The 24,552-nt window shown below is 69.6% G+C and carries 25 protein-coding genes; 21 read left to right on the plus strand and 4 right to left on the minus strand.

Annotation, left to right across the window (positions count from 1 at the left end):
- Positions 1-12: 12 nt before the first annotated feature.
- The 9 genes from ACAM58_RS12205 to ACAM58_RS12245 are packed head-to-tail and all read left to right on the plus strand — an operon-like array spanning position 13 to position 6,702.
- Positions 13-1,023 carry an iron ABC transporter permease gene (locus ACAM58_RS12205; protein WP_012747660.1) on the plus strand — a complete coding sequence of 337 codons (1,011 nt, stop codon included), beginning with the start codon at positions 13-15 and terminating at the stop codon, positions 1,021-1,023.
- Positions 1,020-1,802, plus strand: coding sequence for an ABC transporter ATP-binding protein (locus tag ACAM58_RS12210; protein WP_012747661.1), 783 nt, complete (start codon positions 1,020-1,022; stop codon positions 1,800-1,802). Before ACAM58_RS12205 ends, ACAM58_RS12210 begins: the two co-directional genes overlap by 4 nt.
- A gap of 29 nt (positions 1,803-1,831) precedes the next feature.
- A complete protein-coding gene (gene cobO / locus ACAM58_RS12215) occupies positions 1,832-2,401 on the plus strand; it encodes a cob(I)yrinic acid a,c-diamide adenosyltransferase (protein WP_012747662.1) in 570 nt (189 codons plus the stop codon).
- 5 nt (positions 2,402-2,406) lie between these two features.
- Entirely contained in the window at positions 2,407-3,084 is a 678-nt protein-coding gene (gene bluB, locus ACAM58_RS12220) for a 5,6-dimethylbenzimidazole synthase (RefSeq protein ID WP_012747663.1), read from the plus strand.
- On the plus strand, positions 3,081-4,064 hold the full coding sequence (gene cbiB / locus ACAM58_RS12225) for an adenosylcobinamide-phosphate synthase CbiB (RefSeq protein ID WP_012747664.1): 984 nt from the start codon (positions 3,081-3,083) through the stop codon (positions 4,062-4,064). The genes bluB and cbiB overlap by 4 nt, the downstream gene beginning before the upstream one ends.
- Positions 4,061-5,086, plus strand: coding sequence for an aminotransferase class I/II-fold pyridoxal phosphate-dependent enzyme (locus ACAM58_RS12230; RefSeq protein ID WP_012747665.1), 1,026 nt, complete (start codon positions 4,061-4,063; stop codon positions 5,084-5,086). Before cbiB ends, ACAM58_RS12230 begins: the two co-directional genes overlap by 4 nt.
- A 16-nt stretch (positions 5,087-5,102) precedes the next feature.
- Positions 5,103-5,456: a CidA/LrgA family protein gene (locus ACAM58_RS12235; protein ID WP_012747666.1), complete on the plus strand. Its 354-nt coding sequence runs from the start codon at positions 5,103-5,105 to the stop codon at positions 5,454-5,456.
- A complete protein-coding gene (locus ACAM58_RS12240; protein ID WP_012747667.1) occupies positions 5,453-6,184 on the plus strand; it encodes an LrgB family protein in 732 nt (243 codons plus the stop codon). The genes ACAM58_RS12235 and ACAM58_RS12240 overlap by 4 nt, the downstream gene beginning before the upstream one ends.
- A gap of 41 nt (positions 6,185-6,225) precedes the next feature.
- The gene (locus tag ACAM58_RS12245) at positions 6,226-6,702 is read left to right on the plus strand and encodes an OsmC family protein (protein WP_369664461.1); all 477 of its coding nucleotides are present in this window, start codon (positions 6,226-6,228) and stop codon (positions 6,700-6,702) included.
- 17 nt (positions 6,703-6,719) lie between these two features.
- Here ACAM58_RS12245 and ACAM58_RS12250 read toward each other — a convergent pair whose 3' ends face one another.
- Positions 6,720-7,634, minus strand: coding sequence for a LysR family transcriptional regulator (locus tag ACAM58_RS12250; protein ID WP_012747669.1), 915 nt, complete (start codon positions 7,632-7,634; stop codon positions 6,720-6,722).
- Between the two features lie 183 nt (positions 7,635-7,817).
- On the opposite strand from ACAM58_RS12250, the gene ACAM58_RS12255 reads away from it, so the two are divergent.
- From ACAM58_RS12255 to ACAM58_RS12300, 10 genes are all read left to right on the plus strand, one after another.
- Positions 7,818-8,699, plus strand: coding sequence for an alpha/beta hydrolase (locus tag ACAM58_RS12255; RefSeq protein WP_012747670.1), 882 nt, complete (start codon positions 7,818-7,820; stop codon positions 8,697-8,699).
- 152 nt (positions 8,700-8,851) lie between these two features.
- Positions 8,852-10,102 carry an efflux RND transporter periplasmic adaptor subunit gene (locus tag ACAM58_RS12260; protein WP_012747671.1) on the plus strand — a complete coding sequence of 417 codons (1,251 nt, stop codon included), beginning with the start codon at positions 8,852-8,854 and terminating at the stop codon, positions 10,100-10,102.
- Positions 10,103-10,142: 40 nt separating this feature from the next.
- Positions 10,143-13,418: an efflux RND transporter permease subunit gene (locus tag ACAM58_RS12265; RefSeq protein ID WP_012747672.1), complete on the plus strand. Its 3,276-nt coding sequence runs from the start codon at positions 10,143-10,145 to the stop codon at positions 13,416-13,418.
- A gap of 33 nt (positions 13,419-13,451) precedes the next feature.
- Positions 13,452-14,939 (plus strand): efflux transporter outer membrane subunit, encoded by a 1,488-nt coding sequence (locus ACAM58_RS12270; protein ID WP_012747673.1) that lies wholly within the window; start codon positions 13,452-13,454, stop codon positions 14,937-14,939.
- A gap of 87 nt (positions 14,940-15,026) precedes the next feature.
- Positions 15,027-16,466: a cobyric acid synthase gene (locus tag ACAM58_RS12275; protein ID WP_012747674.1), complete on the plus strand. Its 1,440-nt coding sequence runs from the start codon at positions 15,027-15,029 to the stop codon at positions 16,464-16,466.
- Positions 16,463-17,512 carry a nicotinate-nucleotide--dimethylbenzimidazole phosphoribosyltransferase gene (cobT, locus tag ACAM58_RS12280; RefSeq protein ID WP_369664462.1) on the plus strand — a complete coding sequence of 350 codons (1,050 nt, stop codon included), beginning with the start codon at positions 16,463-16,465 and terminating at the stop codon, positions 17,510-17,512. Before ACAM58_RS12275 ends, cobT begins: the two co-directional genes overlap by 4 nt.
- A 4-nt stretch (positions 17,513-17,516) precedes the next feature.
- Positions 17,517-18,311 (plus strand): adenosylcobinamide-GDP ribazoletransferase, encoded by a 795-nt coding sequence (locus ACAM58_RS12285; RefSeq protein WP_012747676.1) that lies wholly within the window; start codon positions 17,517-17,519, stop codon positions 18,309-18,311.
- Positions 18,308-18,859 (plus strand): histidine phosphatase family protein, encoded by a 552-nt coding sequence (locus ACAM58_RS12290; RefSeq protein ID WP_012747677.1) that lies wholly within the window; start codon positions 18,308-18,310, stop codon positions 18,857-18,859. The genes ACAM58_RS12285 and ACAM58_RS12290 overlap by 4 nt, the downstream gene beginning before the upstream one ends.
- 44 nt (positions 18,860-18,903) lie before the next feature.
- Positions 18,904-19,788 (plus strand): AraC family transcriptional regulator, encoded by an 885-nt coding sequence (locus ACAM58_RS12295; protein WP_307595357.1) that lies wholly within the window; start codon positions 18,904-18,906, stop codon positions 19,786-19,788.
- Positions 19,789-19,836: 48 nt separating this feature from the next.
- A complete protein-coding gene (locus ACAM58_RS12300) occupies positions 19,837-20,733 on the plus strand; it encodes an SDR family NAD(P)-dependent oxidoreductase (RefSeq protein WP_012747679.1) in 897 nt (298 codons plus the stop codon).
- A 29-nt stretch (positions 20,734-20,762) separates the two neighbouring features.
- On the opposite strand, the gene nth is transcribed toward ACAM58_RS12300, so the two are convergent.
- Positions 20,763-21,410, minus strand: a complete 648-nt coding sequence (gene nth, locus ACAM58_RS12305; protein ID WP_012747680.1) for an endonuclease III — start codon at positions 21,408-21,410, stop codon at positions 20,763-20,765.
- Between the two features lie 106 nt (positions 21,411-21,516).
- On the opposite strand from nth, the gene ACAM58_RS12310 reads away from it, so the two are divergent.
- Positions 21,517-22,704 carry a PLP-dependent aminotransferase family protein gene (locus tag ACAM58_RS12310; protein ID WP_012747681.1) on the plus strand — a complete coding sequence of 396 codons (1,188 nt, stop codon included), beginning with the start codon at positions 21,517-21,519 and terminating at the stop codon, positions 22,702-22,704.
- A 10-nt stretch (positions 22,705-22,714) separates the two neighbouring features.
- Here ACAM58_RS12310 and ACAM58_RS12315 read toward each other — a convergent pair whose 3' ends face one another.
- Positions 22,715-22,942, minus strand: coding sequence for a hypothetical protein (locus tag ACAM58_RS12315; RefSeq protein WP_012747682.1), 228 nt, complete (start codon positions 22,940-22,942; stop codon positions 22,715-22,717).
- 63 nt (positions 22,943-23,005) lie between these two features.
- On the opposite strand from ACAM58_RS12315, the gene ACAM58_RS12320 reads away from it, so the two are divergent.
- The gene (locus ACAM58_RS12320; protein ID WP_012747683.1) at positions 23,006-23,332 is read left to right on the plus strand and encodes a DUF6172 family protein; all 327 of its coding nucleotides are present in this window, start codon (positions 23,006-23,008) and stop codon (positions 23,330-23,332) included.
- 9 nt (positions 23,333-23,341) lie between these two features.
- Here ACAM58_RS12320 and ACAM58_RS12325 read toward each other — a convergent pair whose 3' ends face one another.
- Entirely contained in the window at positions 23,342-24,409 is a 1,068-nt protein-coding gene (locus ACAM58_RS12325; protein WP_369664463.1) for an Ldh family oxidoreductase, read from the minus strand.
- Positions 24,410-24,552 lie beyond the last annotated feature (143 nt).

Below are 24,552 nucleotides of genomic sequence, written 5' to 3' on the forward strand. Positions count from 1 at the left end.
CGGGTGGACTTCATGCACACCCGCCATCAGCGCCGCGTCTGGCTCTTCGGCATCGCCTTGCTGGTGCTGGGCGGCGCGCTGGCGGTGCTCGGCCTGGGCATCGGCAGTACCGGCTTCGAAAGCCTGCGCGCGGCATGGCGCGATCCGGTGGCGCTGCGCATCGTCTGGGACATCCGGCTGCCGCGCACGCTGGGCGCGTGGCTCGCGGGCGCACTGCTCGGGCTCGCGGGCTCGGTGGCGCAGGGGCTGTTCCGCAATCCGCTGGCCGATCCTTATCTGCTGGGCAGCGCCTCGGGGGCTTCGCTCGGCGTGGCGGTGGCGCTGCTGCTGTTCGGCGGCTCGGCCGCCAGCACGCAATGGGCGATGCGCCTGGGGCTCACGGGCGCGGCCTTCGTGGGCGCGGTGCTCGCGGTGATGCTCACGCTGGTGCTCGCGCGCGGCGTGCAGCAGACGCTGCGGCTGCTGCTCGCGGGCGTGATCGTCGGCGTGGTGCTCGGCGCCGCCAAGGACCTGATCACCATCGCCTCGGCCGACATCCTGCAGGCCATCCAGGGCTTCATCCTCGGCAGCACAGGCCTGGTCGGCTGGAGCGCATGCGCGGTGATGGCCGCGGTCGGTGCGGTGTGCCTGCTGCTGGGCTGGGCGCTCGCGCCGGTGCTCGACGGCCTTGCGCTCGGCGAAGCGACGGCCCGCAGCCTCGGCCTGCCGCTGGGCGCGATGCGCGCCACGCTGGTGGTGGTGCTCGCGCTGGGCACCGGCGCAGCGGTGGCGCAGACCGGGCTCATCGCCTTCGTCGGCCTGGCCGCGCCGCACCTCGTGCGCTCGGTGGTCAAGACCACGCATGCCGGGTTGATCGTGCTGTCGGCCGCGATGGGCGGCCTGCTGCTGATGGCGGCCGACCTGCTGGCGCGCTGGCTCATCGCGCCGCAGGAACTGCCCGTGGGCGTGCTCACGGCGGTGCTCGGCGGCAGCTACCTGCTGTGGCTGATGCACAGGCGCAGCGCGCGGGGCGGGGTGGCATGAGCCAGGAGATCCCCGCACTCGAAGCCCGCGGCCTGGGCGCCACGCTCGGCAACACCGAGGTGCTGCACGGCATCGACCTGAAGCTCGGCGCGGCGCGCTGGACCAGCGTGGTCGGGCCGAACGGGGCGGGCAAGTCGACCCTGCTCAAGGCGCTCGCGGGCCTGCTCGCGCACCGCGGCGAAGTCTTTCTTTTTGGCGAACCGTCGGCCAGGGTGCCGGGCCGCCTTCGCGCGCAGCGCCTGTCGTGGCTGGGCCAGAGCGGCGCGGCGGGCGAGGGCAGTGCCGACGACCTGATGGTCTACGACATCGCCATGCTCGGCCGCCTGCCGCACCAGCGCTGGCTCGCGGCGCCGAGCCCGGCCGACCGCGCGGCGGTGGAGCGTGCCTTGCGCAGCACCCAAGCGTGGGACTGGCGCGAACGGCCGCTCGGACAGCTCTCGGGCGGCGAGCGCCAGCGCGTGCTGCTGGCGCGCGCGCTTGCGGTCGAGGCCGAGCTGCTGCTGATGGACGAGCCGCTCGCCAACCTCGACCCGCCGCACCAGGCCGACTGGATGCAGACCACGCGCGCCCTGGTGGCCGAAGGCCGCACCGTGGTCAGCGTGCTGCACGAACTGCCGATGGCGCTGGCCGCCGACGAGCTGGTGGTAATGAACCACGGCCGCGTGGTGCACCGCGGCGGCAGCAGCGACCCGGCCACCCACGCCGCGCTCGAACAGGTGTTCGACCACCGCATCCGCGTGCACCGCGTGGCCGAGCAGTGGATCGCGCTGCCGAACTGACCGCCCCCCATCAACACGGAGCCCGTCTCATGCAAATCGAAACTCCCCCCAGCGAGAAGCCGTACGACAAGGCCGAAGGCGAACGCCGCGGCATCGTCATCGTCAACACCGGCGACGGCAAGGGCAAGAGCACCGCGGCCTTCGGCCTCGCGCTGCGCGCGCACGGCCGCGGCAAGGCGGTGAAGATCTACCAGTTCATGAAGGTGCCTTCGGCGCGCTTCGGCGAGCACCGCATGTTCGAGCAGATCGGCATTCCGATCGAGGGGCTGGGCGACGGCTTCAGCTGGAAGAGCCAGGACCTCGAACACTCGGCCCAGCTCGCGCGCGATGGCTGGGAGAAAGCCAGGGCGGCCATTCTTTCGGGCGAGTTCTTCCTGGTGGTGCTCGACGAGATCACCTATCCGCTGATCTACGGCTGGCTGCCGCTCGAGGGCGTGCTCGAAACGCTGCGCACGCGGCCCAAGCACGTGCACGTGGTGCTCACGGGCCGGCGCTGCCCGCCCGAAATCGTCGAGCTGGCCGACACCGTGACCGAGATGGCCATGGTCAAGCACGCATTCAAGGCCGGCATTCCGGCGCAGCGCGGCATCGAGGACTGATTTCGATGTCGCAAGCCTTCGCGGCCGACGAGGTGAGGGCGGTGTACCGCGCCATCCATGAGCGGCGGGACATGCGTCACTTCGCAGGGGGGCAGGTGGCGCCCGAGTTGCTGCGCCGGCTGCTGGAAGGGGCGCACCACGCGCCCAGTGTCGGATTCATGCAGCCGTGGCGGTTCATTCGCGTTCGCGACGGTGCCTTGCGTCAGCGTCTGCACGATGTGATCGAGCGCGAACGCGTGCTGACGGCCCGCGCCCTCGGCGAGCGCGAAGACGCGTTCATGCGGCTCAAGGTGCAGGGCGTGCTCGATGCGGCCGAACTGCTGGCCGTGTCGCTGGCCGACGGCCGTGAGCGGCATGTGTTCGGCCGACGCACCTTGCCGCAGATGGACCTGGCCTCGGCGTCCTGCGCCATCCAGAACCTCTGGCTTGCGGCGCGTGCCGAAGGGCTGGGCATGGGCTGGGTCTCGCTGTTCGATCCCGCCGAGGTGTCGGCCCTGCTGGGCCTGCCCGAGGGGGCGGAGCCGATCGCGCTGCTGTGCCTGGGCCCGGTGCACGATTTCTACGAAGAGCCGATGCTGCAACGCGAACGCTGGGCCCGGCGCGAGCCCTTGTCGGCGCTGGTGTTCGACGAACGCTGGGGCCAGCCGTCGGACCTGTTTCCCACCCCGTCTTCGCGAGAATGACGGCTCCCATGCCCCCCTTTCCCCTCGAACACGCCCTGGCCGTCGTTGCCGCGCTGTGGCTTGCGCTTGCCATCGACTGCTGGCTGGGCGAGCCCGCTGCGTGCTGGCATCCGGTGGTGTGGATGGGGCAGTACCTCGGCTGGATCGGCTCGCGCATCGCACCGCCGGCGGCCAAGGCGAAGCCGCGCGACCTGCCGCTCTTCTTGATCGGGGCGCTGGCGTGGTGCGTGGGCGCGATGTGCGTGGGGGTGGTCGCCGCCGGCGTGCAGGCTGCGATGGTGCAATGGCTGCCCGCATGGGCGCTGGCGGTGGCGATGGCCTTTGCGCTGAAACCGCTTTTCGCGTGGCGCATGCTGCACGACGAAGTGCTCGCGGTCGAGGCGGCGCTGGGCGTTTCGCTCGATGCGGGGCGCGCGCAGCTGGGCCGGCTCGTCAGCCGCGATGTCTGCGCGCTCAGCGAGCGCGAGGTGCGCGAAAGCGCCATCGAATCATTGGCCGAGAACCTTAACGATTCGCTCGTGGCGCCGCTGTTCTGGTTCGTGCTACTGGGCTTGCCGGGCGCGGCGGTCTACCGCTTCGCCAACACGGCCGATGCGATGTGGGGCTACCGCGGCGAACGCAATGGCCGCGAGTGGAGCTGGTTCGGCAAGTGGGCCGCGCGCGCTGACGACCTGCTCTCGTGGCTGCCGGCGCGGCTCACGGCGCTGCTGCTTGCGCTTGCGGCATGGCGCTGGCCGCGCGGCGTGGCAGGCGAGGCGCGCCGCACGCCGTCGCCCAACAGCGGCTGGCCGATGGCGGCGATGGCACTGCTGCTCGGCGTGCGGCTTGCCAAGCCCGGCGTCTATGCCTTGAATGCCGAAGGACGGCCCGCCGATGCGGCCGATACGCAGCAGGCCGCGCGATGGGGCGGCAGGGCGGTGCTGGCCACGGCCGCTTGTGCATCATTGGCCATCTTCTTCGCGGCAACCGACTGGGCATGACACCGGAACACACGACATCCACCGGCCTGTTGCATGGCGGGCCCGACGCCATCGGCACCGCCTGGCACGATTTCTCGACCAACGGCAATGCCACGGGCTCATGCCCCGCTGTGCTTACCGCACTGCGTGCAGCCGATGCGGCGCACTACCCGGACCCGGGCTACACGGCGCTGCGCCGCGCATTGGCAGGCTTTCACGGCGTGGCCGCCGAACGCATCGTGATCGCGGCCAGTGCCAGCGAATTCATCCACCGCATCAGCGCCGCTTTTGCGCAGGGCGGCGGCCGGCAGGTGGTGCTGCCGGCGCACAGCTATGGCGACTACGAGCGCGCGGCATCGGCCTGGGGTTTGCAGGTGCTGCGGCCGCCAGCGCCGCATGACGGAGCAGCGCTGCGCTGGTGCTGCGAGCCGTCGAGCCCGCTGGGCCAGGCCGAGGCCAATCTCGCGCTGCACGCCGCGGCCGGCGGCCCCTGCGTGCTCGACCTGGCCTACGAAGCGCTGCGCCTCGAAGGCGCGGCATCGCTCGACGCGGCGCAGCGCAACCGTGTCTGGCAGCTGTGGACGCCCAACAAGGCCATGGGCCTGACCGGCATCCGCGCCGCCTATGCCATTGCGCCCGAAGGCGATGCCGCCGCATTGCTGAAGCAGCGCCTCGAGCGGCTGGCCCCCTCGTGGCCGGTGGGCGCGCATGGCGTGGCGCTGCTCGAAACCTGGATCGGCGAGCCCGCCCAAGCCTGGCTTGCCCGAAGCCTGCGCACCCTGCGCGAATGGAAGGCGCAGCAGCGCGCCCTTTGCGAATCGATGGGATGGCAGTGCCTGCCGAGCGAGGCCAACTTCTTTTGCGCGCGCACCGATGCGCCTTATCCGCAGCGGGCCGCCCGGCTGCGCGCCGAAGGCATCAAGCTGCGAGACTGTGCATCATTCGGCCTGCCGGGCCATGTGCGGCTCGGCGTGCTGCCGCCGCAGAGCCAGCAGGCGCTGAAAGAAGCCTGGACGCGCGCCGCGGCTTCGGCCGAACCTTGAAAGCCAGGACATCCGCATGCTCTACGCCATCACCACGCTCTTTCTTTGCCAACTGGCCGGCGAACTGCTCGTGCAGTGGCTGGGCTTGCCGATTCCCGGCCCGCTGATCGGCATGCTGCTGCTGTTCATCGTGCTGCTCGTGCGCGGCGGCGTGCCCGAGGCGCTGAACGAGACCTCGGGCCATCTGCTGCGCAACCTCATGCTGCTGTTCATTCCCGCGGTGACCGGCGTCATGCTGCATTTCGAACGGGTGGGGCGCGAATGGCTTCCGTTCCTTGCGGCGGGCATCGTGGGCGCGGCCTTCACCATGGCCGTGACCGCGCTCACCTTGCGCTGGATGATCCGCATCACCGGCAAGGATGCCGAATGACCCCGCCCGCCAAGCTGTCCGAGATCTGGGTCTTCCTGGCGCAGTCGCCGCTGCTGTGGCTGTCGCTCACGCTGCTGGCCTACCTGGGCGCGCTGTGGCTGCACCGGCGCAGCGGCGCCAACCCGGCGGTCAATCCGGTGCTGGTGTCGGTGGTTGTCATCGTGGGCGTGCTGCTCGCCACGCGCACGCCCTACGACACATATTTCGAAGGCGCCAAGTTCGTGCACTTCCTGATCGGGCCGGCCACCGTGGCACTGGCCGTGCCGCTGTATGGCCAGCTCGGTCGGCTGCGGCGCCTCTGGCTGCCGATCGGCGTGGCGCTGCTGGTGGGCTCGGCGGCGGCCATCGTGTCGGCCATCGGCATTGCCTGGGCGCTGGGCGGATCGCACGAGCTGCTGATGTCGCTCGCGCCCAAGTCGGCCACCATGCCGATCGCGATGGGCGTGGCCGAGAAGATCGGCGGGCTGCCGTCGCTGGCCGCGGTGGCGGCCGCCGTGGCGGGCATCTCGGGCGCGATCATGGCCACGGGTCTCCTGAACCTGCTGCGCATCAAGGAGCCCGCGGTGCGCGGCTTTGCCGTGGGCATGGCGGCGCACGGCATCGGCACCGCGCGGGCCATCCAGGTGAACGAAACGGCAGGCGCCTTCTCCGCGCTGGCGCTGGGGCTGAATGGCATCGCGACGGCGCTGCTGGTGCCGCTTTTGATCAGGCTCGCCGGCTTCTTCTGACGCAGAATGGCGCCTCCTCTTTTGGCTCTGGAGAGCAAGGCATGGCCCAGTACACCGCAGGAATCCTCTGGCAGCGAGGCGAGCAGGACTTCCTCGGCAACAGCTACAGCAGAAGGCATTCGCTGCGCTTCGATGGCGGCGCGGAAGTGCCGGGCTCCTCGTCGCCGCACGTGGTGCCGCTGCCGTTTTCCGATGCGGCGGCGGTCGATCCTGAAGAGGCCTTTGTCGCGTCGCTCTCGAGCTGCCACATGCTGTGGTTCCTCACCATGGCGGTGAAGCGCAAGTTCATTGTCGACCGCTACTTCGATGCGGCGAGCGGCGTCATGGAAAAGAACGCCGAGGGCAAGCTCGCGATGAACGTGGTCACGCTGCGTCCCGAGGTCACGTTCTCGGGCGAGAACCTGCCCACGCGCGAGCAGGTCGAGCACATGCACCACCGCGCGCACGAAGAGTGCTTCATCGCCAACTCGGTGAAGACCGAGGTGCGCTGCGAGCCGGTGTTCGCTCCGGCCGGTTGAGGCGCGTCAGGCGCAGTTCAGCGCCGCTGCAGCCGCGGGTTCTTCGCGAACAGCTCCGCCGCCCAGTCCACGAAGGCCCGCACCTTCGCGCTCAGGTGGCGGTTGGGCGGATAGACCACGTGGATCGGAAGCGGCTCGCGCTGCCAGTCGGGCAGCACCTCGATCAGCTCGCCGCTTGCGAGCAGCGGCTCGGCCATGAAGGTGATGCACTGCGAAATACCGAAGCCGCCGAGCACCGCCGCCATGTGGGCGTTGCTCTCGTTGACCGACACGCGGTAGGGCCCGTTGAGCTCGATGTATTCGTCGCCCTTCCTGAACTCGTGCGGATAGATGCGCCGCGTGGTGCCCGAAAAATAGCTCACCACGTGGTGGCGCTTCTCGATGTCGTTCGGATGCTGCGGAATGCCGTAGCGCTTGACGTAGGCGGGCGATGCCACGGTCACGAAGTGCAGCGTGCCGATGCGCCGGGCCACCAGCGACTGGTCGCTCAGTTCGCCGGCGCGGATCACGCAGTCGACGTTGTCGCTGATGAGGTCGACCGTGCGGTCGCTCACGCCCAGGTCGACCTGGATCTCGGGGTAGCGGTCGCAGAAGGTGGCCAGCGCGGGCAGGATGATCTGCCGCGCCACCGAGGTGCCGACGTCGATGCGCAGCCGCCCCGTCGGGTTGGCCTGCGCATTGGTCATGCTGGCTTCGATGTCGTCGAAGTCGTTCAAGAGGCGCGCGGCGCGTTCGTAGTAGGCCGCGCCGTCCGGCGTCACGGTCACTCGCCGCGTGGTGCGGTTGAGCAGCTTCACCCGCAGGCGCGATTCCAGCGCCTGGATCTGCTTGGTGACCGTCCCCTTGGGCAGGGCGAGCGAGTCCGCCGCCCGGGTGAACGTGCCCGCTTCCACCACGCGGACAAAGATCCGCATTGCCTGGATTTGATCCATTGATGACTGTTCCTGGGAGCCCGGCCATTGCCGGGAGGACGCGGATTCTCACACAAGGTGACAATCCCCGGCGTTTCCTGGATTGTTAGCTGTTTGGAAACAGAGTAGGGGCAGCTTGCCTGTTTAACGCCACACTGGCCGCCTTATATTTCGACTATCGCCAATCCTCCTGAGGTTGCCCCCATGTCACCGCGCCCATCGTCCCGCTCTGCCGAAGCCGCTGCTCTCGCCGCGGCGCAAGGCGTGGAAGCCGATCTGTCGATCGAGCTGCCCGGCCGCGAGCCCGTGGGCGCCCGGGTCTACGGACAGCGCCCGCGCGGCGAGACGGTGCCGCTGGTGCTGCACTTCCATGGCGGCACCTTCATCTGCGGCAACCTGGACAACGGGCGCAACGTGGCCCGGCTGCTGGCCGGCGCGGGCGCGGTGGTGGTGTCGGTGGACTATCCGCTGGCGCCCGAGTCGCCTTTCCCCGAGCCCATCGAAGTGGGCTATGCCGCGCTCGAATGGCTCTACAAGCAGCGCGTGAAGCTCGGCGGCAAGGGCGCCCAGGTGTACCTGGCCGGCGAAGAGGCCGGCGGCAACCTGGCCGCCGGGGTGGCGCTGATCGCCCGCGACCGGGCGCATCCGCCGCTGGCCGGGCAGATCCTGCTGTCGCCCATGCTCGACCCGTGCGCGGGCACCGCGTCGCTGCGCAAGGCCACCAACGACTCGGCCGAATGCCGCTGGGCCACGGGCTGGGAAAAGTACCTGAGCTGCCCGTCGAACGCGATGCACCCGTATGCGGTGCCGAGCGGGTCGCTGCGGCTGTCGTCCCTGGCGCCGGCCCTGGTGCTGGTGGGCCCCGACGACGCCATGCGCGACGAGGCAATGACCTTTGCCGGGCGCCTGCGCGCGGCCGGCATCGACGTCACCAGCAGCGTGCTGCCCGGCGCCGCCAACTGGCCCAGGGCGCTGTACGACCCCGAGCCCTCGGGCTGCAAGGCCTGCGAAGCCAGCGTGCAGCAGCACTTCCGCGAATTTTTCAGTGCCACCACGCCGCCCCCGGTAGCACCCAAGCCCAGCTAGGCGGGCCGGTCGCGGCAGCCCTCTGCTGACGACGCGACGCCGCCCCTCGGCCCACCGGTAACCCCGGTCATTTTCGAGTTCCGCCTCCTGGCGCCAAAAGCGCCGGGATGGCCTGTTGCATCCCAAGAAGTCATCGAGAAGGACGAACCATCATGTCGAACAACAAGCAAAACCTTTCTTCCGCCGCCCGCAAGGGCCTGTGGCCCGCAGTGACCGGCCTCACCGCACTGCTGGCGGTGGCCGCCGCGGTGCTCGGCATGCACAGCTTCAAGGCGGAGGCCACGGCACCGGCCGCGGCGCAGCAGGGCACGCCGGTCTCGGTGGCCACCGTGGCTTCGAGCGAGATCAATGCCTGGGACGAGTTCTCGGGCCGGCTCGAGGCGGTGCAGCGCGTCGACGTGCGCTCCCGCGTGGCGGGAGCCGTGCAGTCGGTGCACTTCCGCGAAGGCGCGCTGGTGAAGCAGGGCGACCTGCTGATCACCATCGACCCCGCGCCGTACGCGGCCGAGGTGGAGCGCGCCGAAGCGCAGGTGGCCTCGGCCCAGGCCCGCCAGGCCTTCAGCCGCAGCGAGCAGGAGCGCGCCAAGCGCCTGTGGGACCAGCAGGCCATCGCCCAGCGCGAATACGACGAGCGCGTGAACGCCGCCCGTGAAGCCGAAGCCAACCTGCGCGCCGCGCAAGCGTCGCTGCAGTCGGCGCGGCTGAACCTGGGCTACACCCAGGTGCGGGCGCCGGTGGCGGGCCGCATCGGCAAGCTCGAAGTGACGATGGGCAACCTGGTGGCCGCCGGCCCCGGCGCGCCGGTGCTGACCACGCTGGTGTCGGTGAGCCCGATCTACGCGAGCTTCGATGCCGACGAGCAGGTGATCACGCGGGCCCTGAAGGACCTGCCGAGCGGCGCCAGCGCCCGCGGCCAGATCGAGAGCATTCCCGTGCAGATGGGCACCGCCGGCCTCGAAGGCACGCCCTTCACCGGCAAGCTGCAGCTGATCGACAACCAGGTCGATGCGCGCAGCGGCACAGTGCGTGTGCGGGCCTCGTTCGACAACAAGGACGGCGCCCTCATTCCGGGCCAGTTCGCCCGCATCCGCATGGGCCAGGCGCGCAGCGACTCGGCCCTGCTGGTGAGCGAGCGCGCCATCGGCACCGACCAGAACAAGAAGTTCGTGATGGTGGTGGGCGAGGACAACAAGGCCACGTACCGCGAAGTCACGCTCGGCGCATCGATCAACGGGCTGCGCGTGGTGAGCAAGGGCCTGAAGGCCGGCGACCGCGTGGTGGTCAACGGCCTGCAGCACATCCGCCCCGGTGCGCTGGTGGTGCCGCAGACCGTGACGATGGACGCCAAGGCCGACACCAAGCAACAACAACCGGAACGCGTCGCGGAAGCCGCGAAGTCCTGAACTCGGTGGGGAGCGCATTTGCGCTCGCCGGAGAAACAACATGAATCTCTCTAAATTCTTCATCGACCGGCCGATCTTTGCCGGCGTGCTGTCGCTATTGATCCTGATAGCCGGCCTGATCGCGCTGCGCGGGCTGCCGATCTCGGAGTACCCGGAAGTTGCGCCGCCCTCGGTGGTGGTGCGCGCCCAGTACCCGGGCGCCAACCCGAAGGTGATCGCCGAAACCGTGGCCACGCCGCTCGAAGAGCAGATCAACGGCGTCGAGGGCATGCTCTACATGGGCAGCCAGGCCACCACCGACGGCGTGCTGACGCTCACCGTCACCTTCCGCCTCGGTACCGACCCGGACAAGGCGCAGCAGCTGGTGCAGAACCGCGTCTCGCAAGCCGAGCCGCGCCTGCCGGAGGAAGTGCGCCGCCTCGGCATCACGACCGTCAAGAGCGCGCCCGACCTGACGATGGTGGTCCACCTCGTCTCGCCGAACAACCGCTACGACATCAACTACCTGCGCAACTACGCTGTGTTGAACGTGAAAGACCCGCTCGCGCGCATCGAAGGCGTGGGCCAGGTGCAGATCTTCGGCGGCGGCGACTACTCGATGCGCGTCTGGCTCGACCCGCAGAAGGTCGCGCAGCGCGGCCTCTCGGCGAGCGACGTGGTGGCTGCCATCCGCGGCCAGAACGTGCAGGCCGCGGCCGGCGTGGTCGGCGCTTCGCCGGGCCTGTCGGGCGTGGACATGCAGCTCTCGATCAATGCGCAAGGGCGCCTGCAGAGCGAGGAAGAGTTTGGCGACATCATCGTCAAGAGCGGCACCGACGGCGCCGTGACGCGCCTGCGCGACATCGGCCGCCTCGAGATGGGCGCCGCCGACTACTCGCTGCGTTCGCTCCTGAACAACGACCCGGCCGTCGGCATGGGCGTGTTCCAGGCACCGGGCTCCAACGCGCTCGATATTTCGTCGAACGTGCGCAAGACGATGGCCGAGCTCAACAAGAACATGCCCGAAGGGCTGGAGTACCGCATCGCCTACGACCCGACGCAGTTCGTGCGCGCATCGATCGAATCGGTGATCCACACGCTGCTCGAAGCCATCCTGCTGGTGGTGCTGGTCGTGATCCTGTTCCTGCAGACCTGGCGCGCGTCGATCATTCCGCTTTTGGCCGTGCCGGTGTCGGTGATCGGCACCTTCGCGGTGCTGCATGTCCTGGGCTTCTCGATCAATGCGCTGAGCCTGTTCGGGCTGGTGCTGGCGATCGGCATCGTGGTGGACGACGCCATCGTGGTGGTGGAGAACGTCGAGCGCAACATCGAGGCGGGGCTCACGCCGCGTGAAGCCACCTACCGTGCGATGCGCGAAGTGTCCGGCCCCATCATCGCTATCGCGCTGGTGCTGGTGGCCGTGTTCGTGCCGCTGGCCTTCATCAGCGGCCTCACGGGGCAGTTCTACCGCCAGTTCGCGGTGACGATTGCGATCTCGACGGTGATCTCGGCGATCAACTCGCTCACGCTGTCGCCCGCGCTCGCCGCCTTGCTGCTGCGCGGCCATGACCAGCCCAAGGACGCATTGACGCGCGGCATGGACAAGGCCTTCGGCTGGCTGTTCCGCGGCTTCAACAAGCTCTTCAGCCGTGGCGCGGAAGCCTACAGCGGCGGCGTCAAGGGCGTGATCTCGCGCAAGACGCTGATGCTGGTGATCTACCTCGCGCTGATCGGCGTGACCTTCGGCCTGTTCAAGGCCGTGCCCAGCGGCTTCGTGCCGGCGCAGGACAAGCAGTACCTGATCGGCTTTGCCCAACTGCCCGACGGCGCCACGCTCGACCGCACCGACGAAGTGATCCAGCGCATGGGCGAGATCATGAAGAAGAACCCGAACGTGGAAGACGCCATCGCCTTCCCGGGCCTGTCGATCAACGGCTTCACCAACAGCTCGAACTCGGGCATCGTGTTTGCCACGCTCAAGCCCTTCGACCAGCGCAAGCGCGCCGACCAGAGCGGCGGTGCGGTGGCCGGGCAGCTCAACGGCGCCTTCGCCAGCATCCAGGACGCCTTCATCGTGATGTTCCCGCCGCCGCCGGTGGCGGGCCTGGGCACCACGGGCGGCTTCAAGCTGCAGATCGAAGACCGCGCCTCGGTCGGCTACGACCAGATGGACGCGGCGGTGAAGGCCTTCATGGCCAAGGCCTATGCCGCGCCGGAGCTCACGGGCATGTTCACGAGCTGGCAGGTCAACGTGCCGCAGCTGTATGCGGACATCGACCGCACCAAGGCGCGCCAGCTCGGCGTGCCGGTGACGGACATCTTCGACACCATGCAGATCTACCTCGGCAGCCTGTATGCGAACGACTTCAACAAGTTCGGCCGCACCTACAGCGTGCGCGTGCAGGCCGATGCGCCGTACCGCGCCCGCGCCGAAGACGTGGGCATGCTGAAGGTGCGCTCGACCACGGGCGAGATGGTGCCGCTGTCGGCGCTGATGAAGGTCAATTCGACCTTCGGGCCGGAACGCGCCATGCGCTACAACGGCTACCTGGCGGCCGACATCAACGGCGGCCCGGCCCCCGGCTATTCGTCGGGCCAGGCGCAGGACGCGATCACCAAGATCGCGGCCGAGACGCTGCCCAAGGGCGTGAGCTTCGAGTGGACCGAGCTGACCTACCAGGAAATCCTGGCCGGCAACTCCGCCTTCCTGGTGTTCCCGCTGGCCATCCTGCTGGTGTTCCTGGTGCTGGCCGCGCAGTACGAGAGCCTGACGCTGCCGATCGCCATCATCCTGATCGTGCCCATGGGCATCCTGGCCGCGATGACCGGCGTATGGATATCGGGGGGTGACAACAACGTCTTCACGCAGATCGGCTTGATCGTGCTGGTGGGGCTGAGTGCGAAGAACGCGATTTTGATCGTGGAGTTTGCGCGCGAGCTCGAGTTTGCCGGCAGAACGCCCATACAAGCGGCGATCGAAGCCAGCCGCCTGCGCCTGCGCCCGATCCTCATGACCTCGCTGGCCTTCGTGATGGGTGTGCTGCCCCTCGTGCTGTCGACCGGCGCGGGCTCGGAGATGCGCAAGGCCATGGGCGTGGCGGTGTTCGCCGGGATGATCGGCGTGACGGCCTTCGGCCTGTTCCTGACGCCGGTGTTCTATGTGCTGCTGCGCCGCCTGGCGGGCAACCGCGCGCTCAAGCTGCATGGCGAAGTGCCGCATGGCGAGGAGTTTGTCTCGGCGGGCCATCCGGTCGCTGCGGCACCCTCGTCGCACGGTGGTTCGGGCGGCGGCGGGCTGCACCCGGTGCCGGCCTCGCCGCGTCCTTCGCATGACTGATCGCCTGGTCGATCAAGAAGAAAGTTCATCATCATGAAATTCGCATTTCAACCCTGGGCCCGCACTGCCTTGCTGCCGCTGGTCGCAGCCCTGGCGCTGGCCGGCTGCGCGAGCGTGCCCTCGGGCGTGCCCGAGATCCAGACCACTGCCGAGTTCAAGGAGCAGGGCGCCGCCCCGCCCGCGGGCTGGACGCGTGCCGTGCCCTCCGAAGCGCAGGCGCGCGGCGCCTGGTGGCTGGCGTTCAACGACCCGGTGCTCAATGCGCTGGTCGAGAAGGCCGACGTCAGCAACAACAACATCCAGGCCGCGGCGGCGCGGCTGGCCGAGGCCCGCGCGCTGGCGCGCAGCGCCAATGCCGACCGCATGCCGCAGATCGGCCTGGGCGCGGGCGCCAACCGCGGCGCCGGCCTCGACAAGGCCACGGCCAGCACCCGGCCGGCCACCATGACCAACATCGGCGCCACCTTCTCGTACGAGGTCGACCTGTTCGGCCGCCTCTCGGGCGCGAGCAATGCGGCCAAGCTCGATGCGCAGAGCCGCGAGGCCCTGCTGCAGAGCACGCGCCTCGCGGTGCAGGCCGAAGTGGCCCAGACCTACCTGCAGCTGCGTGCGCTCGACGCCGAGCGCGCGCTGGTGCGCGAGCAGGTCGAGGCCTACCGCGACACGCTGCGCCTCTCGCAGCGCCGCCAGCAGGCCGGCGACATCGCCGAGCTCGACGTGGCGCGCGTGCAGACCGAGGTCTCGTCCACCGAGTCGGACGCGCTCGCGCTCGACCGGCAGCGCGCCCAGGTCGAGCATGCGCTCGCGGTGCTGGTGGGCGACTCGGCCTCGAGCTTCGGCCTGCGCACCGACGACTGGGCCACCGCGCTGCCGTCCGTGCCGCCCGGCGTGCCGGCCACGGTGCTCACGCGCCGCCCCGACGTCTCGGCCGCGCAGAACGCGGTGCTCGCGGCGCAGGCCCGCGTGGGCGTGGCGCAGGCGGCGTGGTTCCCGGACATCTCGCTGACCGGCGCGGCCGGCTATGCATCGCCCGAGATCGGCGACCTGTTCAAGTGGTCGGCCCGCTCGTGGGGCGTGGGTGCGCTGCTCTCGCTGCCGATCTTCGACGGCGGCCGCCGCGAAGCCGGCGTGCAGGGTGCCAATGCCCAGCTCGACGGCGCGCTCGCGAACTACCGCAACCAGGTGCTGGTGGCGTTCCAGGAGGTCGAAGACCAGCTGTCCGCGATCCGCATCCTGCAGGAGCAGTCGGCGGTGCAGGCGCAGGCCGTCACCTCGGCGCAGCGCGCGACCAGCCTGTCGGACACGCGCTACCGCAACGGCTACATCAGCCAGCTCGACCTGCTCGACGCCCGCCGCAGCGAATTGCGCAACCGGCGCCAGGCGCTGCAGGTGAAGTCGGCGCAGTACCAGGCGGCCGTGGGGCTGATCCGCGCCATCGGCGGCGGCTGGGAGGTGCCGGCGGCCACCGCAAAGGCGCCGCCCCAGGACGGGGCAGCCGCGGTACAGACCGCGGCGCGCTGAAAGAAAAACCAAGGGGCGCAAGCCCCTTTTTCTTTGCCTCTTCGCGGCTGCCGCAAGAGGGCTGCGGCGACAACGGACAATAGCCGCATGACAACCCGATGCGTGATGGTTCTCGGCACGACCAGTGGCGCCGGCAAGAGCTGGCTGACCGCCGCGCTGTGCCGCTGGTACGCGCGCCAGGGCCTCAAGGTGGCGCCCTTCAAGGCGCAGAACATGAGCAACAACGCCCGCGTGGTGGGCGGCGGCGAGATCGGCAGCGCGCAGTATTTCCAGGCACTGGCCGCGCGTGCCGTGCCCGACGTGCGCATGAACCCGCTGCTGCTCAAGCCCGAGCGCGACACCCACAGCCAGGTGGTGCTGATGGGGCAGGTGAGCGCGGAGCTCACGGCCATGCCCTGGCGCGGACGCAGCGAGCGCGTGTGGCCGCAGATCGCGCAGGCGCTCGACGCGCTGCGTGCCGAGAACGACGTGGTCGTGATCGAAGGCGCCGGCTCGCCGGCCGAGATCAACCTGATGGCCAGCGACATCGTCAACCTGCGCGTGGCCCGCCATGCGGATGCGCGCTGCCTGCTGGTGACCGACATCGACCGTGGTGGCGCCTTCGCGCATCTGTACGGCACCTGGGCATTGATGCCCGAAAGCGACCGCGCGCTGCTGCGCGGCTTCGTGCTCAACAAGTTCCGCGGAGATGCTTCGCTCCTGGCGCCGGCGCCGCAGCAGCTGCAGGCGCTGACCGGCATCGCCACCGTCGCCACGCTGCCGATGTGGCGGGAGCACGGCCTGCCGGAAGAAGACGGCGTGTTCGATGACCGAAGCCATGCGAGCGGTGCGGTGACCCGCACCGTTGCGGTCGTGGCCTACCCGCGCATCAGCAACCTCGACGAATTCCAGCCGCTCAAGAACGTGCCCGGCGTCCGCCTGGCCTGGGCGCGCACGCCGGCGGAGCTGGCCGGCGCCGACTGGATCGTGCTGCCCGGCTCCAAGCACACCAGCGGCGATCTCGCGTGGCTGCGCGCGCAGGGGCTGGACCGCGCCATCGCGGCGCACGCGGCCCGCGGCGGCGCCGTGCTGGGCGTCTGCGGCGGCCTGCAGATGCTGGGCGAGGCGCTGGTCGATCCGCACGGCATCGACGGCAATGCGCCCGGCCTGGGCCTGCTGCCGCTGGTGACGGTGTTCGAGCGCGAAAAGACCGTGCGCCACCGGGCGGCCGTCTTCGGCCAACTGGGCGGCGCATGGGCGTCGCTCTCGAACGTGCCGGTGGCGGGCTACGAAATCCATCACGGCCAAACCGCCATCCACCCCCAGATGGCGCAGGACGGCCATGCCGTGATGCCCGAGGGCCTGGCCTGGCAGAACGCGCGCGGCAACGTGCTGGGCCTCTATCTGCACGGCCTGTTCGAGGACGCGGCCGCGCTCCACGCACTCTTCGGTGCCGCGGCACCCACGCTCGACGCCACCTTCGACGGCCTGGCCGATTTCATCGACAACCACTTCGAGGCCGGCGTACTGCAGGGCCTGATCGCATGACCGACAGCAACCAGACCATTCCTTCCATCTCCGACATTCATGACGGCGCTCTTGCGGCGCGCCTGCAAAGCGCGCTCGACAACAAGACCAAGCCGCTCGGCGCGCTCGGCCGGCTCGAGAGCCTGGCCTTGCGGATCGGCCTCGTCCTGGGCAGTGAAACGCCGGTGCTCGAAGCACCGCAGATGCTGGTGTGCGCGGCCGACCATGGCCTGGCGGCGCGCGGCGTCTCGGCCTTTCCGAGCGACGTGACCTGGCAAATGGTCGAGAACTTCCTGGCCGGCGGCGCGGCCGTCAGCGTGCTGGCGCGCCAGCACGGCCTCGCGCTCACCGTGGTCGACTGCGGCGTGCGGCGCGACTTCCAGGCCCGCCCCGGGCTGGTCTCGCGCCGGATCGCCGCCGGTACCGCCGATGCGTCGGCCGGGCCCGCCATGACCGCGGAGCAATGCGCGCAAGCCATCGCCAACGGGCGCGAGGTGGTGCGCGCGCTGCCGGGCAATGCCTTGCTGCTCGGCGAAATGGGCATCGGCAACAGCTCGGCCGCAGCGCTGCTGCTGGCGCGCCTCGCGGGGCTGGACATCGATGGCTGCACCGGCTCCGGCACCGGCCTCGACGCCGCGGGGCTCGCGCGCAAGCGGGAGGTGCTGCGCGACGTGCTGGCGCTGCATGCGGCTGCGAGCGAGCCGCTCGATGCACTCGCGGCGTTCGGCGGCTTCGAGATTGCCACGCTGGTCGGCGCGGTGCTGCAGGCGGCGCAGGAGCGGCGCGTGATCGTGATCGATGGCTTCATCGCGAGCGCCGCGGTGCTGGTGGCGCAGGCGCTGCAGCCGCATGTGGCGCAGCGCTGCGTGGCCGCGCACAGCTCGGCGGAACCCGGGCATGCGCTGCTGCTGAAGCACCTCGGCCTGGAGCCCTTGCTGAACCTGGACCTGCGCCTTGGCGAAGGCTCGGGCGGTGCGCTGGCCTGGCCGCTGCTCGAATCGGCTTGCCGCATCCTGCGCGAGATGGCCAGCTTCGAAGCCGCCGGCGTGTCGCGCAAGGACAGTTGAACCCATGAACGGTGTCCGCCACTACCTGCTGGCGCTGCAGTTCTTCACGCGCGTACCGGTGACCGGCCGGCTCGCCGAATGGATCGGCTTCAGCCCGCAGATGCTGCGCGCAAGCGCGGCGCATTTTCCGGGCGTGGGCTGGCTCGTGGGTGGCGTGGGCGCAGCTGTTTTCGTGCTCGCGCTGCAGGGTTTGCCCGGCGTGGCCGGCGCGCTGGCCGCGGCGCTGCTGAGCATGGCGGCAACGGTGCTGCTGACCGGCGCCTTTCATGAAGACGGGCTCGCCGACGTGGCCGACGGCCTGGGCGGATCGGCCGACCGCAGCCGCGCGCTCGAGATCATGAAGGACTCGCGCATCGGTGCCTTCGGCGCCATTGCGCTGGTGCTGGCGCTCGGCCTCAAGGCCGCGCTGCTCGCGTCGATGGCGGGGCAGGGCGCGCAGGCGGTGGCCGGTGCCATCGTCGGCGCGCATGTGCTGTCGCGCCTGGCGCCGCTGTTCCTGATCCGCTGGCTGCCCTACGTGGGCGACAGCGGCGCGAGCAAGGCCAAGCCCTTGGCCGATGCGATCGGCGGCGGTGCCTTGCTGGTCGGCGTGCTCTGGTCGGTGCCCGCTGCCCTGCTGATGCTGGCGACGCAGGGCCCCGCACGAACGATCGCCATGGCGGTGGCATGCGCCCTGGCGGCGCTGGTCATGGCGCGCATGTTCCGGCGCCGGCTGCAGGGATTCACCGGCGACGGGCTCGGCGCGACGCAGCAGCTGTGCGAGCTCGCCATCTACCTGGCGCTGGCGTGGCAGGCATGAAGCTGTGGCTGGTGCGCCATGCGCAGACAGACGCCGCGCCGGGCCTTTGCTACGGCCGCACGGATGTGGGCGTGCCGGCCGAGGCGACGCTGGCGGTGGCGCATGCGGTGGCTTCGCGCCTGCCCGCGGACCTGGCGCTGGCGCACTCGCCCCTGCGGCGCTGCGCCGAACTCGCGCAGACCATCGGCAGGCTGCGTCCGGACCTTGCCACGCGCGCCGATCCGCGCCTCGCCGAGATGGATTTCGGCGCCTGGGAAGGCCGGCCCTGGTCGTCGATTGCCCGCGCCGAGTTCGAGGCGTGGACCTGCAATTTCGCCGAAGGGTGCCCGGGTGGGCATGGCGAAAGCACGGCCCGCTTCATGCAGCGCATCGGCACGGCCTTCGATGAATGGCGCGCGTCGGGGCAGGACGCGGTGTGGGTCACGCATGCGGGCGTGATGCGGGCGGTGGAGCTGCTGCATCGCGGCGTGCGGCGCGTCGACGATGCCGCGCAGTGGCCGTCGGCGCCCATTGACTATGGGGCGTGCCAGCTGATCGAATGCAGCTGATGCACGGCGGCACCCGCTGCCGCGCGCCACGGTCCGCCAACGCGATGCCGACACTGCCCAAGAACGAACGCTTGTACCTGCGCCTCGACGACGACCCCTTGCACGGGCCGGAGGCCGGCATGCCCGCGGACACGCTGCGCGCCTTTTCGGTCGCCGAGCCGCTGCGGATGCACGTTGCGCACATTCTTCTCTACAGGGAAACGCTGCCCGAGGGCCGCGAGGTGCTGGAGCGCGTGCTGCCCGATGGGGCGGTGCGGCTGGTCTTCAACCTGGGCGATGCGCCCTCGGCGGGCGAGAGCGCCGGACATGCGGTCGAGGCCATCGGCGCGTCGGCGGCGCCGGCCCTCGTGCGCCTCTGCCGGAAGATGGAAGGGCTGTCGGTGACCCTGCGCCCCGGCGCGGCCGCGGCGCTGCTCGGAAGGCCGGCCAGCGAGATCGCAGGCACTGCCGTGCACCTGGACGAACTGTGGCGCGGCCGTGGTGCCGAACTGCTGGAGCGCATCGCGCTGCAGCCGGACGACGCGTCGCGCGTGTCGGTGCTGTGCGCGGCCCTGCAGCGCCGGCTGGCCGATGGCGACGGCGCCGTCCACGTGGCGGCCATGCGCGCGGCGCAACTCATCGCCACGTCGGGCGGACGGCGTCCGCTGCGCGAGGTGGCGCAGGCCGTCGGGCTTGGCGAGCGGCGGCTGCAACAGGTCTTTCGGCAGCAGGTGGGCCTGTCGCCGCGGGCCTGGAGCCGGCTCGCGCGGCTGCATGCCTGCGTGCGCGCCTTGCGCCTGCAGCGCGAGCCCGCCTGGGCCAGCCTTGCGCTGGATGGCGGCTTCTATGACCAATCGCACCTCATCAACGAGTTCCAGGCGCTTTGCGGCCTCACGCCGACGGAGTTTCTGGGTCGCGCGATTTCGGGTTCTTCCAAGACGGCGGATTGACGCGGCCTTACCGTCGTCGTCTCTCACTCGCAACGAAAGGACAGGACGATGCCAGCTGAATGCAGGGAGCGACAACTGAAGGGCCGCGTGGCCGTGGTGACCGGAGCGAGCCGCGGCGCCGGCCGCGGCATTGCGCTGGAACTGGGCGCCGCGGGCGCCACCGTGTACGTCACCGGGCGAAGCACGCGCGGGCAGCCGGCAAATACCTATGGCCAGCTGCTCGCGCTCTCGGAGCTCGAAGCCCTGCCGGGCAGCATCGACGAAACCGCCGACGAGGTCACACGGCTGGGCGGACGCGGCATCGCGGTGCGCTGCGACCACACGCAGGAAGACGAGGTGAAGCAGCTCTTTGCGCAGGTGCAGCGCGAGCAAGGCCGCGTGGACCTGCTGGTCAACAACGCCTGGGGCGGCCACGAAACTTTCACCGGCGTCTTCGAGGCGCCGTTCTGGGAGCATCCGCTTTCCAACTGGGACTCGATGTTCGACCGCGGCGTGCGCAATCACCTGCTGGCCAGCCGCTTCGCCGCGCCGCTGATGGTGGCGCAAAAGAGCGGGCTGATCGTGACCACCACCTTCTGGGACCGCGGCAACTACCTGCGCGGGAACCTGTTCTACGACCTCGCCAAATCGGCCATGACCCGGCTGGCCTTCGGCATGGCGCAGGAGCTTCGTCCGGACGGCGTCGCTTCGCTGGCCGTGTCGCCGGGCTGGATGCGCACCGAGTTCGTGCTGGCGGCCCACAAGACCGACGAGGCGCATTGGCGCGAGCACCCGGCCTTGGCGCGGACCGAGTCGCCGCGCTATCTCGGCCGCGCGGTGGCTGCGCTCGCGGGCGATGCGCGGGTGCTCGAGAAAAGCGGCGGCGTGCATCGCGTGGCCGACCTGGCGCGCGAATACGGCTTCACCGACATCGACGGCCGGCAGGTCGAGGCATTCGAGCTGTAGCTGGGGAACAGGCCGGGCTCAGTACGGCCTCAGGCCGACTTGGGCCGCGGCGTCTTCGGCTTGTAGTCGCAAAAGGGTGCCACCGCGCATTCCCAGCACTTCGGCGTGCGTGCCACGCAGATGTAGCGCCCATGCAGGATGAGCCAGTGGTGCGCATGCAGCCGGAATTCGAACGGCACGCGTTTCTCCAGCTTGAGCTCCACTTCGAGCGGCGTCTTGCCCGGCGCGAGCCCGGTGCGGTTGCTGACGCGGAAGATGTGCGTGTCGACCGCGATCGTCGCTTCGCCGAACGCCACGTTGAGCACCACGTTGGCGGTCTTGCGGCCGACGCCCGGCAGCGCCTCGAGCTCGGCGCGCGTACGGGGCACTTCGCCGCCGTGCTTTTCCACCAGGATGCGGCAGGTCTCGATCAGGTGCTTGGCCTTGCTGCGGTACAGCCCGATGGTCTTGATGTAGTCCTCCAGGCCCTCCACGCCCAGCCTGAGGATCGCCTGCGGCGTGTTCGCCACCGGAAACAGCTTGCGCGTGGCCTTGTTCACGCCCACGTCGGTCGCCTGCGCCGAGAGCAGCACGGCGGCCAGCAGTTCGAATGGCGTGGCGTATTCGAGCTCGGTTTCGGGGGTGGGGTTGGCCGCCTGCAGGGTGGCGAAGAAGAGGGGGATGTTGTCTTTTTTCATGGGGTTCCGGGCAAGGCGCCCAATATATCGCCCGCGGCCCAAAGCCGACCGCGGCGCACGCCGCCGCACTTTCGCCACAATAGCGACCCAGAAAGTGAGACTTCCCATGCAATTCGCTTCCCGCCTCGACAACGTCGAAACCTCCGCCATCCGCGAACTCTTCAAGCTGCTGGGCAAGCCCGGCATCATCAGCTTTGCGGGCGGCTTCCCCGACAGCGCCATGTTCGACGTGGAGGGCCTGAAGGAGGCGAGCCAGAAGGCGCTGACCGAGGAGCCCGGCGGCGCGCTGCAGTACGGCGCCACCGAAGGCTACGAGCCGCTGCGCACGCAGCTTTCTGCCTTCATGAAGACCAAGGGCGTCGACGTGGACCCGAGCGGCCTGATCGTCACCACCGGCAGCCAGCAGGCGCTCGACCTGCTCGGCAAGACCATGATCTCGCCCGGCGACAAGGTGATCGTCGAGGGCCCGACCTTCCTGGCCACCATCCAGTGCTTCCGCCTCTACGGCGCGCAGCTCATCAGCGCGCCCATCGACGCCAACGGCGTGAAGACCGACGAGCTCGAAAAGCTCATCGCCGAGCACAAGCCCAAGTTCGTCTACCTGATTCCCACCTTCGGCAACCCGAGCGGCGCCATGCTGAGTCTGGAGCGCCGCAAGAAGGTGCTCGAGCTGGCGGTCAAGTACCAGACGCTGATCGTCGAGGACGACCCCTACGGCGACCTCTACTTCGGCGAAGCGCCGCCGCCTTCGATCCTGGCTTTGGCCAAGGACGTGCCGGGCAGCCGCGAGCTGCTCGCGCACTGCGGCAGCCTGAGCAAGGTGCTGAGCCCGGGCCTGCGCATCGGCTGGATGATCGCGCCGGCCGAACTGCTCGCCAAGGCCACGATGTGCAAGCAGTTCAGCGATGCGCACACCAGCACCTTCTCGCAGGCCACGGCCGCGCAGTACCTCAAGAGCGGCCGCATGCCGGCCACGCTGGCGCATGTGCGCGAGGTCTACGGGCAGCGCGCGCAGGCCATGGGCGCGGCGCTCGAGCGCGAACTGGGCGATGCGGTGAGCTTCACGCAGCCGCAGGGCGGCCTGTTCTTCTGGGCCCGCCTCACGGGCGCCAACGGCAAGCTGGCCGATGCCAACGAATTGGCCAAGCGGGCCATCGAGAAGCTCGTGGCCTTCGTGCCCGGAGCGCCGTTCTTTGCGGAGAAGCCCGATGTCGCAACGCTGCGCCTGAGCTTTGCGACGGCCGACGTGGCCAAGATCGAAGAGGGCGTGAAGCGCCTGGGCCAGGCCCTGTAGGCCTCCCGACTCAGGGCGAGCGGTGCAGGCGCGGCGCCGCCAGCAGCGCGAGGTTGTCCGCAATGGCCGCATCCACGTTCGGATAGCGGCCTTTCATTTTCGATAGCGTCATGATGGTCTGCAGCGCCTTCAGGTCCTTGACCGAGGGTGCGACCTTGATCTGCGCGATGGCCGCCGATGCGTTGCCGCCGTTGACCAATGCCATCACCTTGCTTGCCCAGTCGTTTGCGCGCGCCATGTCTTCACCTGCTTTCGTTTGAACCACCGCCGACTGTACACAGGCCGCGGGTTAGGATCGACCATGAGAAAAACCTTTCAGCTTCAGGTCGAGGGCAAGCACCCCGACCGACTCCTCGAAGCCATCAAGCACGAGATCCGCAAGTACATCAAGCGCGAGCGGCGCCGCGTCCTGCCCGAAGGCGCAGACTTCTGGGACTTCGACTGCAGGTTCGGCACCTCCGAAGAAACCGCCGAGGCCGTGCACCTGTCGGCCATCACGGGCCTGATCGACGGCATCGCCAAGGAAGGCGGCAAGCAGTTCTACGTCGAGGTCGTCGCCAAGCCCGGCAAGCGCAAGCCGCGCGCAGCCGGGGAGCCGGCGCAAGAAGAGCCGCCCGAAGAAATCTAGCCAGCTATCTCAGAGCAGCGCCTGCGCAAGGCGCAGGCCGTGGCGCTGCTCCGCATCCTGCAGCGACCGCGCGATCGACGGGTGCAGGCGCACCCCGTTCTTCGACTGCGCATCGCGGCGCTTCAAGCCGCCTTCGCCTGGCATCCGCACGGGCCTTGCCGGATCGATCGGCCTGTTGTTGCGGCACTGCGCAGCCACATGGTCCATCTGGCGCAGGAAAGCTTCCTTGCCGCCAAAGGCATGCAGATCGTGCAGCGTGACGTGCACCGTCGCGCCCCAGCCTTCGGGCGGGTCGGCGCGGCCATGGCCCGCGAGGCCGGCGGTCAGCGTCTCGACCAGCAGCGCCATGCCGTAGCCCTTGTGCCCATGGCTCAATCCGCCCACGGGCAGCAGCGTGCCGGGCGGCTGGTCGAACAGCACCTGCGGGTTGTTCGACGGCTTGCCGGCGGCGTCGATCAGCCATTCCTCCGCAAAGGTTTCGCCGGCGGCGCGCTTGCGGTTGCTCATGCCGTTGGTGGTGATGGAGGCCGAGATGTCGACCATCACGCCGCCTTGCGAGAGCGGAAAGCCCATGGCCAGCGGATTCGGCGTGAACACCGCCTGCGTGCCGCCGAAGGGCGCGACGCTGGCGGTGTTGGGGTCGGAGCAGGCGAGCAGCATCAGCATGTCTTCCTCGAGCGCGCGCAGCATGTAGACGGCGAGGCAGGCGATGTGGTGGCTGCGGCGGATCACGAGCGAGGCGGTGCCGAGTTCGCGGGCGCGCGGAACCAGCAGGTCCATGCCCTGGTCCATGAGCCAGGGGCCGGGCAGGCGCTTGCCGTCCCAGAGCACGGCGGCCGGGCGGTCCGACAGCACCTCGGGCGCGCCTTCCCGCGTCATGCCGCCGGACTCGAGTTCCTTCACGTAGCCGGCCAGCAGCGCGAGACCGTGCGTGTCGTGGCCCAGCAGGTCGCCTTCGACGAGGGTGCGGGCGACGCTGTCGGCCATCGGAGCGGCGAGGCCGGCCTTCTGCAGCAGGGCGCCGGCGTAATCCTTGAGCGCCTCGGCGCGGTAGAGGGGGGCGGTGGTGTCGGTCATGTCATGTCTCCATCAAGCTGATTGCTGCGAGGGGTGCTTGTGATTTGTGTGCTGGTTCGGGTGGTTTTGTTTCAGGGCGCTGTTGTTCAGGGCGCTCTTGTTCAGGGCGCGTGCACAGGCCACCGGGTACTCCCCTCCGCGAA

The sequence above is a fragment of the Variovorax sp. V116 genome (assembly GCF_041154435.1).
GTDB classification, from domain to species: Bacteria; Pseudomonadota; Gammaproteobacteria; order Burkholderiales; family Burkholderiaceae_C; genus Variovorax; species Variovorax paradoxus.